Annotated in this window: 11 protein-coding genes; 8 read left to right on the top strand and 3 right to left on the bottom strand. The window is 38.2% G+C overall.

Annotated elements, in window-relative coordinates; genetic code table 11:
• Window positions 1–172 precede the first annotated feature (172 nt).
• The 5 genes from OLM56_RS02965 to OLM56_RS02945 all read left to right on the top strand — a co-directional run bounded on the left by OLM56_RS02965 (window position 173) and on the right by OLM56_RS02945 (window position 7,706).
• The gene (locus tag OLM56_RS02965) at window positions 173–940 is read left to right on the top strand and encodes a DUF3108 domain-containing protein (RefSeq protein WP_264528271.1); all 768 of its coding nucleotides are present in this window, start codon (window positions 173–175) and stop codon (window positions 938–940) included.
• Between the two features lie 5 nt (window positions 941–945).
• Window positions 946–1,887 carry a tryptophan 2,3-dioxygenase family protein gene (locus OLM56_RS02960; RefSeq protein ID WP_264528270.1) on the top strand — a complete coding sequence of 314 codons (942 nt, stop codon included), beginning with the start codon at window positions 946–948 and terminating at the stop codon, window positions 1,885–1,887.
• Between the two features lie 19 nt (window positions 1,888–1,906).
• The gene (locus OLM56_RS02955; RefSeq protein ID WP_264528269.1) at window positions 1,907–3,151 is read left to right on the top strand and encodes a M23 family metallopeptidase; all 1,245 of its coding nucleotides are present in this window, start codon (window positions 1,907–1,909) and stop codon (window positions 3,149–3,151) included.
• A gap of 58 nt (window positions 3,152–3,209) precedes the next feature.
• Window positions 3,210–4,853 (top strand): glucose-6-phosphate isomerase, encoded by a 1,644-nt coding sequence (gene pgi, locus OLM56_RS02950; protein WP_264528268.1) that lies wholly within the window; start codon window positions 3,210–3,212, stop codon window positions 4,851–4,853.
• Window positions 4,854–5,009: 156 nt separating this feature from the next.
• A complete protein-coding gene (locus OLM56_RS02945; protein WP_264528267.1) occupies window positions 5,010–7,706 on the top strand; it encodes a TonB-dependent receptor in 2,697 nt (898 codons plus the stop codon).
• 46 nt (window positions 7,707–7,752) lie between these two features.
• Here OLM56_RS02945 and OLM56_RS02940 read toward each other — a convergent pair whose 3' ends face one another.
• From OLM56_RS02940 to OLM56_RS02930, 3 genes are all read right to left on the bottom strand, one after another.
• Window positions 7,753–8,451, bottom strand: a complete 699-nt coding sequence (locus OLM56_RS02940; RefSeq protein ID WP_264528266.1) for a DedA family protein — start codon at window positions 8,449–8,451, stop codon at window positions 7,753–7,755.
• A 26-nt stretch (window positions 8,452–8,477) separates the two neighbouring features.
• A complete protein-coding gene (locus OLM56_RS02935) occupies window positions 8,478–10,721 on the bottom strand; it encodes a cation:proton antiporter (protein ID WP_264528265.1) in 2,244 nt (747 codons plus the stop codon).
• A gap of 73 nt (window positions 10,722–10,794) precedes the next feature.
• A complete protein-coding gene (locus tag OLM56_RS02930) occupies window positions 10,795–11,208 on the bottom strand; it encodes a hypothetical protein (RefSeq protein WP_264528264.1) in 414 nt (137 codons plus the stop codon).
• Window positions 11,209–11,379: 171 nt separating this feature from the next.
• Here OLM56_RS02930 and OLM56_RS02925 point away from each other — a divergent pair, with 171 nt between their 5' ends.
• From OLM56_RS02925 to OLM56_RS02915, 3 genes are all read left to right on the top strand, one after another.
• Window positions 11,380–11,829 (top strand): hypothetical protein, encoded by a 450-nt coding sequence (locus OLM56_RS02925; protein ID WP_264528263.1) that lies wholly within the window; start codon window positions 11,380–11,382, stop codon window positions 11,827–11,829.
• Between the two features lie 85 nt (window positions 11,830–11,914).
• Window positions 11,915–12,394, top strand: a complete 480-nt coding sequence (locus OLM56_RS02920) for a septal ring lytic transglycosylase RlpA family protein (protein ID WP_264528262.1) — start codon at window positions 11,915–11,917, stop codon at window positions 12,392–12,394.
• An 11-nt stretch (window positions 12,395–12,405) separates the two neighbouring features.
• A complete protein-coding gene (locus tag OLM56_RS02915) occupies window positions 12,406–12,786 on the top strand; it encodes a septal ring lytic transglycosylase RlpA family protein (RefSeq protein ID WP_264528261.1) in 381 nt (126 codons plus the stop codon).
• Window positions 12,787–12,822 lie beyond the last annotated feature (36 nt).

Raw genomic sequence — 12,822 nt, 5'->3', positions numbered from 1 at the left:
AAAGAGAGGGAGTGGTTTCCTTCGATTTTTATGTAAATTTTTCATAATTTATAGTTTTTTGGTTGGTTAATAGCATAAAAACTCAGTCATATCTTTGACTGGGTTTTTTTGTTTTAATACTTTTGGAATAGAAATTGTATTTAACAGTTGGAAGAACATATAAAATCAAATTATGAAAAAGATTATAATACTATTGTTAATTGCAACTGCGAGCCTTCAGGCACAAGAGAAAGCTTTTGATGTCGGCGAATGGTTCAAATTCAGGATACATTATGGTTTGGTCAATGCGGGTTATGCCACGCTAGAAGTCAAAGAAGCCACCAAAAACGGAAAAAAAGTCTTCCATGCCGTCGGAAACGGATACACCACAGGAATGACAAAATTTTTCTTCAAGGTCAATGACGACTATCAAAGCTTTTTCGATAAGAAAACAGGACAGCCATATCAATTTCTCAGAAAAATCAACGAAGGCGGCTACACGAAAAACCAAGAAGGGTTTTTCAATCAGTCCGCTAATAATGTCCTAGTAAAAGATTATAAGAAAAATACCGAAAAGACGATTTCTGTACCAGAAAATGTGCAGGATATCGTTTCCTCATTCTATTATCTGAGAAATCATCCTACTATCGACAAGCTGAAACCTGGTGAGTCGATTTCTATTGATATGTTTTTTGACGACGAAACCACAAAGTTTAAGTTAAAATTTATGGGACGAGAAGTTTTAAAAACTAAATTTGGAAAAGTAAATGCGATGATATTTAGGCCTTATGTGCAAGCTGGACGCGTTTTTAAAGAAGAAGAAAGCTTAACGGTTTGGATATCAGATGATGAGAATAGAGTTCCTTTGAGGATTAAGGCGAGTTTGGCAGTAGGTTCACTAAAAGCCGACCTTGAAGGATATAAAGGATTGATACATCCTTTTAAAATTATAGCAGAATAAAAAAGATGGAGATAAACCCCAATATCAAAGATCAGCTAGATCAACTAGAAGAAAAATTTCAGGCAATAAATCAGAAAACCGAAACGCACCTTGAAGGACTGCTTTGGTCAAAACCCATAACTTATTGGGATTATATTCAGACAGACGCCTTATTAAATTTACAGATCCAAAGAACAACATTGCCCGATGAAATGGTTTTTATCATGTACCATCAGGTAAACGAGCTATTATTCAAAATGATATTGTGGGAAATGGATCAGTTGTGCCATACTCCAAAACCCGAAACGACCTATTTTACCGAAAAACTTATGCGTATCAGCCGCTATTTCGATATGCTGACCACGTCATTCGATATTATGGGTGATGGGATGGAAATCGAACAGTATATGAAATTCAGGAATACCCTGACGCCAGCCAGCGGTTTCCAAAGCGCACAATACCGATTGATTGAGTTTTGTTCTACAGACTTGATCAACCTTATCGATTACCGTTTCCGAAAAACAATCGACAGGAATACGCCGTATGAGCATGCTTTAGAGCATCTCTATTGGCAAGCTGCAGGAAAAGACTATCATACAGGCGAAAAATCATACCTGCTTAAAGAATTTGAGAGAAAATACAAGCCTCAATTTTTAAGCTACATGGAAGAATACAATACCATAAATGTCTGGCAGAAATTCAAAGAATTGCCAGAAGAAGACCAAAAAGACGAAGCATTGATAAAAGCCATGCGTCATTATGACCATACGGTCAATATTACCTGGGTAATGCAGCATCTAAATACGGCAAAAAAATATATTGACGGAAGCGGCAAAGGTGACGGAGAAGCCACCGGCGGAAGCGATTGGAAAAAATACATGCATCCAAAATACCAAAGAAGGATATTTTTTCCTGAATTATGGTCTCCAGAAGAACTAGCATCTTGGGGAGAAGAAAAAAACGTCTAATAGATTTAAAGAATACGATTTGAAATACGCTGTTTTAACCCTACTATTGCTATTCACCCTGATTTCCTGCAACGACAAAGAGGAAAAGAACGACAAAGAAAATAAGACCGAAGTTCCTGTAAAAGAACCCATTGTTGTTGAATTTGGCTTTACGCTGAATGATTTCCAAGTTGTTAACGATACTGTCAAAAACGGAGATACTTTCGGGACATTGATGGACAAGCATGATTTGGGAAAATACAAAGTACACGAAATAACAGAAAAAGCTAAAGATTCTTTTAATTTTAGAGACATCCGCGCAGGAAGGCCTTATACCATCTTAAAATCTAAAAAGGCACCCAATACCGTTCAGGTTTTTATCTACCAGCCAGACAATATCCACTACAATGTGATTGACTTGAGAGATTCGATAGTCGCGTATAGAAATAAAAAACCAATTACCATAAAGCGAAGAACGATTGCGACAGAAATTGAAGGCTCGTTATCAGAAACCTTAAGTAAAGCTGGAGTCGATGCTTCTCTGGCACAAAATCTGGCTGATATTTACGCCTATTCAGTCGATTTCTTCAAGATTCAAAAAGGTGACAAATTTGCCGTTACTTTTAATGAAAAATACATCAGCGATACAATTTATGCCGGAGTAGAAAGCCTCGAAGCCTCTTTTTTCGAATACAAAGGCAAGAAAATCTATGCGTTTCCTTTCAAGCAAGATACCACTGCAAAAAAAGTAAACTATTATGACGAAGAAGGAAAAGTGCTCAAGACAATGTTCTTAAAAGCCCCTTTGAAGTTTGGATTCAGGATTTCTTCAAAATTCTCAACAAGAAGATTCCATCCCGTACAACAGCGATTCAAAGCGCATAATGGAACCGATTATGCAGCGCCATCAGGAACTCCGATTATTACGACGGCAAATGGAGTCGTAGAAAAAACCGGGTATACAGCCGGAAACGGAAACTTTGTAAAAGTAAAACACAACGGAACCTATTCGACCCAATACCTTCACATGTCTAAGATTCTTGTCCGCAGAGGACAGAGAGTTTCCCAAGGCGATGTCATCGGAAAAGTAGGAAGCACAGGTCTGGCAACCGGACCGCACGTTTGCTATCGCTTTTGGAAAAACGGCGTACAAGTCGATGCCTTGAAGCAGAAGCTGCCAAATTCCATTCCAATGGATGCCAAGTGTAAGCCAAGGTTTATAGCCGAAATGACGCCTCTGAAAAAAGAATTGGACAGTATTGCTACAATTAAATTCAAAAAATAAATCATATTGCCTAAATTTGAGCCTTCAATAAAGACTACTCAATTTAATTTTCAATACAATGGCTTTAGGTAAAACCAATCCGTCAGGAACAGTTGCTTGGCAAAAATTGCGCGAACATTTTACTACGATGCAATACGCCTCGATGCAGGAAATGTTTGCCAATGACAGTTCCAGAGCTGCAAAATTTAATCTTCAATGGAATGATTTTCTGGTAGATTATTCTAAAAATATTATTACCGAAGAAACAATAAGCCTGCTTTTGTCGCTTGCCGAAGAAGTAAATCTAAAAGAAGCAATCGCAAAATATTTTGAAGGCGACATCATCAATGAAACCGAAAACAGAGCCGTTCTTCATACCGCTTTAAGAGCTCCAGAATCATCTGTAGTTTTAGTAGATGGGCAGAATGTCATTCCTGAAGTCTATGAGGTAAAAGAGAAAATCAAGGCATTTTCACAGGAAATCATTAATGGAGAAAGAAAAGGATTCACAGGAAAAGCTTTTACAGATGTCGTAAACATTGGAATTGGAGGCTCAGACCTTGGTCCGGCAATGGCTGTAGAAGCTTTGCAATTTTATAAAAATCACCTGAATGTTCATTTTATTTCGAATGTAGACGGCGATCACGTAAATGAAAAAATCAAAAACCTAAACCCTGAAACAACGCTTTTTGTAGTAGTTTCAAAAACATTTACGACGCAAGAAACACTTTCTAATTCAGAAACCGTAAGAAAATGGTTTTTGAAATCGGCAAAACAAGAAGACGTTGCCAAACATTTTGTGGCGGTTTCTACCAATATTCAAAAAGTGACCGAATTCGGAATCAATCCTGACAACGTTTTCCCAATGTGGGATTGGGTTGGCGGAAGATTCTCGCTATGGAGCGCAGTAGGTTTGTCAATCAGCCTAGCGGTCGGCTTTGATAATTTCAACAAATTGCTGAAAGGCGCTAACGAAATGGACGAACATTTCAAGACAGCCGAATTCAATACAAATATTCCAGTCGTTTTAGCATTGCTAAGCGTGTGGTACAACAATTTCTTCGGGGCAGAAAGCGAAGCCTTGATTCCGTATACACAATATCTTCAAAAATTGGCTCCTTATTTACAACAAGGAATCATGGAAAGCAACGGAAAAAGCGTAGGAAGAGACGGCAATCCGGTAAATTACCAAACAGGAACGATTATTTGGGGAGAGCCAGGAACAAACTCGCAACACGCGTTTTTCCAATTAATCCACCAAGGCACAAAATTAATTCCTACAGATTTTATCGGTTTTGTGAAGCCTTTGTATGGCGATGAAGACCATCACAACAAGCTGATGTCTAATTTCTTTGCCCAGACGGAAGCTTTGCTGAATGGAAAAACAGAAGATCAGGTACGAGCTGAATTTACAAAAGTAAATGTTTCTTCCGGGGCTGCTGACTTCCTGACGCCTTTCAAGATTTTTCAAGGAAACAAGCCGACAAATACACTCTTAATCCAAAAACTGACTCCAGAAACTCTAGGTTCATTGATTTCTTTATACGAGCACAAGATCTTTGTGCAAGGCGTTATCTGGAATATTTTCAGTTATGACCAATGGGGAGTAGAATTAGGAAAACAGTTGGCCAATTCAATCCTTGAAGAAATTAATTCAGGTGTCGTAAAAACACATGACAGTTCTACAACTTTATTGCTGCGTTACTTTTTAGATAAACAGTAATTATCAAAATATAAATTAAAAAGCCCTTATTTAAAGGGCTTTTTTTATGTTTCCTGTTTCTAATGTTAAGAATACTTTTTGATTTTATAATAATAATCTAACATCAAAAAATAATTGTTAACAGACCTTTGTCGAAAATTCTAACCAACTAGTAAAATGAAGGATCTAAAACAATTCATGCTGTCTTTGCTGCTGATTTTTTCAGTATCAACAGCATTTTCACAGACAAAAATTACAGGAACAATCGTCGATTCTGAAATGAACGGCTCGTTGCCTGCAGCGAACGTTACTGTCAAAGGGACAGGAGAAGGAGCTTCAACAGACATTGACGGTAAATTCAGCATAAGTACGTCAAAAACACAAGGAGAAGTCGTTATAACCTTTGTAGGATATACTACAAAAACAATTTCCTTTTCTGCTACATCATCACAAACGGTCGACTTGGGAACAATTACCCTAGAATCTGATTCTAGCCAATTAGACGAAGTCGTGATTGTTGGTAGAGGTATCATTGACCTAGCAAAAGACAGAAAGACTCCAATTGCGGTTTCCACACTTACATCTTCTGAAATTCAAGAAAAAGTGGGCTCTTCAGATATTACGCAGACGATGGTAAATACGCCATCTGTTTACGTAGCCGGACAAGCGGGAGGTTTTGGAGATTCTAGAGTCTCTGTCAGAGGTTTTGCACAAGATAACACGGCCTTTTTATTAAACGGTCAGCCCATCAATGGAATGGAAGACGGCTTGATGTATTGGTCAAACTGGTCAGGTATGGCCGATATCGCTAACGGAATTCAAATCCAGAGAGGTCTTGGATCATCAAAATTGGCGATTTCTTCTGTGGGAGGAACAGTAAACTTTATCACTAAAGCTACTTCTAAAAGAGAAGGAGGATTTATTTCTGCTGGCGTAGCAAACAATGACTACCTAAAGACAACGGCAGCCTACAATACAGGAATGATAAATAACAAATTTGGTGTCAGCGTAATGTTGACCCATTGGCAAGGTGACGGTTATAATGACGGAACTAGAGGAGAAGGCCAAAACTATTTCATCTCATTCGGATACAAGCCAGCTGAAAAGCACAACCTTAACTTCTTGATTACAGGTGCTCCTCAAAAGCACGACCAAAATTTCACAAAAAGACTTTCAGATTACCAGACTTACGGCAGAAAATACAACAATAACTGGGGATCTCTGAACGGCAAATACCAATCAGAAAGAACGAATTTTTACCATAAGCCGGTTGCCAACCTTAACTGGGATTGGGAAATGAGTGATAAATCAGAATTGTCTACAGTTCTATATGCTTCATGGGGACGTGGAGGTGGAACTGGAAATTATGGCGCATCTGCAATCAGAACTAATGGTTTGATTGATTTTGACGCTATCAGAGACAGAAACGCTGCTGTAGGAAATGGAGTAATGGGAGATAACAAGTCGTATCTTATCCGTTCTTCAATGAATAACCATAACTGGTATGGACTTGTTTCTAATTTCAAGCACCAATTGAGCGAAAACCTTGTTTTTAATGTAGGTGCCGATTTAAGGACGTACTACGGAACGCACTACCGTCAAGTGGAGAATTTCTTAGGCTTAAATAACTGGACAGAAAGCAGGACTTTGAGAGATGGCTCTAATCAGCCAGTCGGAAGCCCAGTTTTCAATACCGTTACAGAATCTCAGAACGTACATGCTTGGGGCGCTACTTTCAATACGATTGGAGAAAACCAAAGAATTGATTATGACAACAGCGAAAGAATTTCTTACGGTGGAGTCTTCGGCCAAATAGAATATTCTAACGACCTGTTTTCTGGATTTTTTCAAGGAGCCATCTCAAACCAGTCGCACCAAAGATTTGACAGATATGATTATTTAAGAGAATTTAAAGATTCAGAAAAAGTCAATAACACTGGATATAATGTTAAGGCAGGAGGTAGCTTCAATATAAACGATCAAAATTCGGTGTACGTAAATGCAGGCTACTATTCTCGCCAGCCTTATCATGACAATATCTACCTGAACTTTACAAACCAAGTGAACCCATTAACTGAAAACGAGAAAATCTTAGGCCTTGAAGCAGGATATAGCTTTAAGAGTACTTACTTCACGGCCAATGTGAATGGTTATAGAACTTCGTGGAAAGATAGAGTTAAGACGACTTCAAGAATCGCGGCGGCAGACGAAGTAATCAACGGAAACCCTGTATCGGCTGGAACAGAAATCTTTTCTACCAATGAAGGAGTGGAGCAGTTGCATACAGGAATCGAGTTTGATTTTGTAGCAAAACCATTGTCTAACTTAGATTTAAGAGGCTTTGTTTCTGCAGGAAATTGGGAATACAAAGGCAATGTTGTTACAACAGTAAGAGATCAAGATAGAAACGTCTTGAATGTTACAGAAGCGGATGTTGATGGCGGAAAAGTAGGAGATGCAGCGCAGTTTTCAGCTGGTGCTGGATTTAAATTTACAGTTGTTGAAAGACTGTCTATTGATGCAGATTACAGATTTTACGATAAAATCTACTCTAATGTTGGAGCTGTAAAAGACAACCTTGAACTTCCTTCTTATGGTGTTGTCGATGCAGGCTTGTCTTACAAAATGCTGGTAGGAAAAGACAAATCGAAATCTGTAAACTTCAGGCTTAATGTAGACAATTTATTGCATACCATTTATATCTCAGAATTGAGAACAAATATCAAAGTTACAGATAGAGTAAATCCTAGCAGTTCTACAGATTTCTCTACGTACCAATCTTCAGGAAAAGTATATGATGGAATCGCAGATGCCAACCAAGGATATTTCGGCCTAGGCAGAACTTGGAACTTTACGATTCGTTATAATTTTTAGTTTGTGTGTAGTTAGTTGAAAAAGCCTCTCATTTGAGAGGCTTTTTTTATTCTTCGGTATTATTTTCCGGTGTTTCCTTATTTCCTTTAAGAAATTTAACCACCAAAGGAATGGTCGTTGCCGCTACGATAATAAGAATGATAATTTCGATATGCTTTTTCAGATCGATATCAAATTTGCTCAAGAACAAGCCATACAAATAATGTCCGGCCATGATCAAGCTGAAAGCCCAAAGAAAAGAGCTTAAGATATTATAAAACATAAAACGTTTCTTGTCCATTTGTACGATACCCGCAATAATAGGAGCAAAAGTCCTTAATACAGGCATAAAACGTGCAATGATGATCGCTTTTCCACCATATTTTTCAAAAAATACGCGTGACTGCTCAAGGTATTTTTTCTTGAACCAGAAGCTATCTTCTTTTTTATATAAGTACCAGCCGCTTTTGGCGCCAAACCAATAACCGACAGTATTTCCGATAATTCCAGAAAGAGCGACCAGAGTGGCAAGCAAGGCCACATTCCCAAAATCATTTTCAATAAACACTAGATTCTCGATGAGTTCCCGGCTGTAAATTCCGGCTAAAAATAAAAGGCTATCGCCTGGGAGGAAAAATCCGGCAAACAATCCAGTTTCTGCAAAAACAATAAAAAGCACAACATACAGTCCAATGCTAACGCCTCCAAGTTCCATGGCTATGTAGAATTCGGGGTTAATGAGCTGTTTCCAATCAAAATTATCCATTTGAAAATTTAGTTAAGTAAATAATATTAAGAAGCATTTAGTGTAATAGAATTCATTTTTTTCTTGTCGCCAACAATCCAGATGATGTCATCTTTTTCCAAAACGACATGCGATTCCGGATTCATCATTCGTCGGCCTTCCCGCTCGATTCCGACAACGAGTCCGTTTGTTTTTTCCCGCAATTGCGATTCGCGGATTGTCTTTCCGATAAAATCCTCATTTTTCAATTCGAAATTCTTCAAGACCGTTTCGGCATTGTCTTCGGGAACCGCGACAATACTCTGCTGTATGTAAATCTTGAATTTATCAATCTGCCTGTCGGTCCCGATGATATAAAGAACATCGTTCGGATAAATCTGTTCGTTGCGATTCGGCACATTAATCGTAATATTCCCGCGTTTGATAGCCGCAATATTGATTCCGATTCGTTCTCGAAGCTCAAGCTGATGCAAAGGTTTTCCGACAATATTCGATTCGGCGCTTATTTCAAAAGTCGTCATGTGCGCATCCCAAGGAGAAAGTTCTTTTTTGCTTTTTGAAGCCTCTGTGTTTTCTCGGTCGTTTAAATTCTGCATAAAACGGTTCTCAATCTTGTCATACAACAATTGCAGTTTTTTCGGGAAAGCCAGATAGGCCACCACAAAAATTACTAGCGCGGCAAAAGCGATAAAATTAGAGAAGAAGCTGTTTAGTAGAAGTCCGATAAAAAACAGAGTGAAAAGAATCCGGATTAAATTCACGATTCGGATTGGTCCGAGAAACTTTCTTTCTTTTTTTAATTCTTCATAGGCGTTTACGGCAACCTTTCGCAAGGACAAAGCCCATAAAAAAGGAGAAATGCACAAAAGCGTCACTACTGCGATAACAACGTTGGCCCATTGCGAACCATTCACCATTGGCAACAAGACTCTAGAGGAAAGCAAGATAACCGCAATGATAACTACTGAATGTATAATAATCTGGATGATGCTGGCTCGTAAGAACAATACCCAGTTGCTCGTAGCCTTGATGGTTTGCGAGCTTGAGCTGTAGCTTTCAATTGCCTTGGTCCATTTTTTAGGAAGATTTTTTTCCAGCATGTTGTACACCGGAATCGAAAGCTTGATCATAAAAGGTGTCGTAAATGTGGAAATAGCGGAAACGGCAACCACAATAGGATATAAGAAACTGCTGGTCACGCCAAGTGTCATACCCAAAGTCGCAATGATAAACGAAAACTCCCCGATCTGTGCAAGGCTCATTCCAGTCTGTACGGATTGTTTTAAAGGCTGTCCAGAAATAAGCGTCCCGATAGTAGAACTTAAGGTTTTTCCAAAAACGGTCAGCAAGGTGATTACAACTACAGGAATAGCATATTCTGCCAAAGTACTCGGATTGATAAGCATTCCGACCGACACGAAGAAGACGGCTCCAAAAAGGTCCTTTACAGGTTTTATAAGATGTTCGATACGTTCTGCCTTGGTAGTTTCGGCAATAATCGAACCCATGATAAAAGCTCCCAAAGCAGGCGAAAATCCAGCCATAGTTGCTAAGATTACCATCATCAAACATAAAGCTAGGGAAACAATCAGCAGCGTTTCATCGCTCAAGAGATTCTTTGCTTTTTTTAATAATGTCGGGATGAAAAAAATACCGCCGACAAACCATAATATCAAAAAGAACAAAAGTTTCAGTACCGATTCAAAAAGTTCCATTCCCGAAAACTGCTGGCTGATAGCGACAGTAGAAAGCAATACCATCATCAAGATGGCGACAATGTCTTCAACAATCAAGGCGCCAAAAACAATTCCCGCAAATTTCTGGCCTTTTACACCCAATTCGTCAAAAGCTCGAAGAATAATAGTTGTAGATGAAATCGATAAGATAACGCCGAGGAAAATACTGTCCATAGACGACCAGCCCATCATTTGTCCGCACCAATAACCTAAAAATACCATGGAGACAATCTGGACGAGGGCGGTAATCGAAGCGGTTCCTCCAACCTTCATTAATTTCTTAAAGCTGAATTCCAGTCCCAAGCTAAAAAGCAAGATGATGACGCCGATTTCTGCCCAGACTTCTACGTTCTGAACATCTTTTACCGAAGGGAATAACGTAAAATAAGGCCCTGCCAAAAACCCGGCAATCAAATACCCTAAAACCAAAGGCTGTTTTATTTTCTTGAAAAGCAAGATAGCAACACCAGCGGTCATCAGGATTAATCCCAAATCGCTTATCAGAGGATAAAGATGGTGTGAGGCTGCCGTTGCCGTATTTTCTAATTCATTCATGCTGTACTAATTTAATTGGACATTCTTTGACAAGATTCTAAAAAGAATCTCAAAAGCAAAACTCAATTAGTTATTACCAGAAAGCCTGAAAAGAATAAAATATGGAAAGCAGTTTCCCTTTAGGACAAAAAGAATTGTGCAAGGAATGCTCGGATGAAAAGACCAGCGATTCAAAATGCTTTTGGAATACAAATTTTGAATAAGGAATAGCGCCTAAAATCAAAGAAGAACTATAGCATTTTGATAGTCTTGCTATGCTATTATGAAAGGGATTTAAAAGGCGTTTCTTTTTATGGACTTTGTCAAAAGTATCCTTGGCAACAGAAAATTCTTTTTTAGAAAGGCTTTGACGGCACTCTTTTGAGTACTGTTTTGCACTGTTTTCAAAAAAAGGCAATGATGAGTTTTTCTTATTGCTGGCATTACATTGCGTTCCCAGCAGAAAGAATAAGCACAAAAAGGTAATATGTACGGCTTTTTTCATCATTTCCGCAAATTTAGGATATTGAATTTTAAATCATAACCCAAATCGATTAAAGAAATGTTAATTGTTAAGGTTTTATTTCGTAATTTGGATTCATTATTTATTGAATTGGTTACTTGTCAATAATTTTCGGACATTTCATTTTTTGATATATTTGTAAAAAACAATTTGACCATGGATACTTACAAAATTATTCTAGAAGCCCATTCAGGCATTGCCTACATTGCACTTTTTACCGTAGGAGTTGCTGCAATCAATGCGTTGATTGGCCTATCTGCAAAAAATGAATTCAAACCAAAAGACAGAAGAATTGCCCTTTTCGGACTGATTGCTGCCCACATTCAATTTGTAATTGGACTGATATTATACTTTGTCTCGCCTAAAGGATTTTCTCTTTTTGGACAAGCAGGAATGAAAGAAATCATGGGAAATAGCGAATTGCGTCAAATGGCAGTCGAGCACCCAATCATAAATATTTTAGCTATTGTGTTTATAACGATAGGATGGAGCACGCATAAAAGAGCAGAAGGTTCTAATGCAAAATTCAAAAAGATAGCCATATTTTTTACCTTAGGATTGCTCTTGCTGTTGTCAAGAATTCCGTGGAACGTCTGGTTCTCATAAAAACATAAAGCTCAATTTTTTGAGCTTTTTTAATTTTGGGTATAGTAATTGTAAGATGAATTGGCCAAACATAAAAATATTTATCATGAAGTATAAGACTACAATTCTATTGCTGGCCTTTATTGCTTTGGTTTTTTCAAGCGGTTTTTCTTTAAGAGACAGGAACTTTCAAAAAACTCCTCCAGAAAAAACTCAGGCGTATCAAGATTCAGTAAAGAAAGTTACAGTAGAAGATAGCTTAAAATTAGCCGAGTCAAAAAAATACAAGCTCCATAAAAAAAATGCCCATGCGTCGTATTATGCTGACAAATTCACAGGCAGAAGAACGGCAAGCGGTAAAATCTTTGACAACAAAAAATATACGGCAGCACATAGAAAATTTCCTTTTGGTACAAAACTTCGAATCACAAATGAAGCCAACGGAAAATCGGTAATCGTTGAAGTTACCGACCGTGGTCCTTTTACCAAAGGAAAAGAAATTGATCTTACGAAAAAAGCCTTTATGGAAATCGCTTCGGCCCGATATGGCGGACATCTAAAAGTAACGATAGAAATTATTCAATAAACTAAGGAGTCATGAAAATCAGGATATTTTTAATCATAGCAATCGTTGGAAGTATCTTGGCCAGCTGTTCTTCCAGCAAATCGGCTTCTGGGAAAGTATATAAAAAGAATGTCCACGCTTCTTATTATGCTGATAAATTCAACGGAAAGAAAACGGCAAGCGGGGAAAAATTCCACAACAATAAATATACAGCGGCTCACAAGAAGTTAGCATTCGGGACAAAGGTAAAAGTAACCAACATCGCCAATGACAAATCAGTCATCGTAGAGATAAATGATAGAGGGCCATTTACGCCAGGGCGAGAAATCGATCTCACCAAAAAGGCTTTTATGGAAATAGCCGACAATAAAAACCACGGCTCCTTGAGAGTAACGTTAGAAATTATAAATTGACCAAAGCCAGCAGTATTCTGCTGGCTTTTTTAATGC

This window comes from Flavobacterium sp. N2550, assembly GCF_025947265.1.
In the GTDB taxonomy this organism is placed as follows: Bacteria; Bacteroidota; Bacteroidia; order Flavobacteriales; family Flavobacteriaceae; genus Flavobacterium; species Flavobacterium endophyticum.
The sequence above is the reverse complement of the archived record's forward strand: the minus strand, read 5'-3'. Positions and strand labels throughout refer to the sequence as shown.

Coding starts and splice junctions, on each gene's coding strand:
- OLM56_RS02965 (WP_264528271.1), top strand. CDS start 173: ATGAAAAAGATTATAATACTATTGTTAATTGCAACTGCGAGCCTTCAG.
- OLM56_RS02960 (WP_264528270.1), top strand. CDS start 946: ATGGAGATAAACCCCAATATCAAAGATCAGCTAGATCAACTAGAAGAA.
- pgi (WP_264528268.1), top strand. CDS start 3,210: ATGGCTTTAGGTAAAACCAATCCGTCAGGAACAGTTGCTTGGCAAAAA.
- OLM56_RS02945 (WP_264528267.1), top strand. CDS start 5,010: ATGAAGGATCTAAAACAATTCATGCTGTCTTTGCTGCTGATTTTTTCA.
- OLM56_RS02940 (WP_264528266.1), bottom strand. CDS start 8,451: ATGGATAATTTTGATTGGAAACAGCTCATTAACCCCGAATTCTACATA.
- OLM56_RS02935 (WP_264528265.1), bottom strand. CDS start 10,721: ATGAATGAATTAGAAAATACGGCAACGGCAGCCTCACACCATCTTTAT.
- OLM56_RS02930 (WP_264528264.1), bottom strand. CDS start 11,208: ATGATGAAAAAAGCCGTACATATTACCTTTTTGTGCTTATTCTTTCTG.
- OLM56_RS02925 (WP_264528263.1), top strand. CDS start 11,380: ATGGATACTTACAAAATTATTCTAGAAGCCCATTCAGGCATTGCCTAC.
- OLM56_RS02920 (WP_264528262.1), top strand. CDS start 11,915: ATGAAGTATAAGACTACAATTCTATTGCTGGCCTTTATTGCTTTGGTT.
- OLM56_RS02915 (WP_264528261.1), top strand. CDS start 12,406: ATGAAAATCAGGATATTTTTAATCATAGCAATCGTTGGAAGTATCTTG.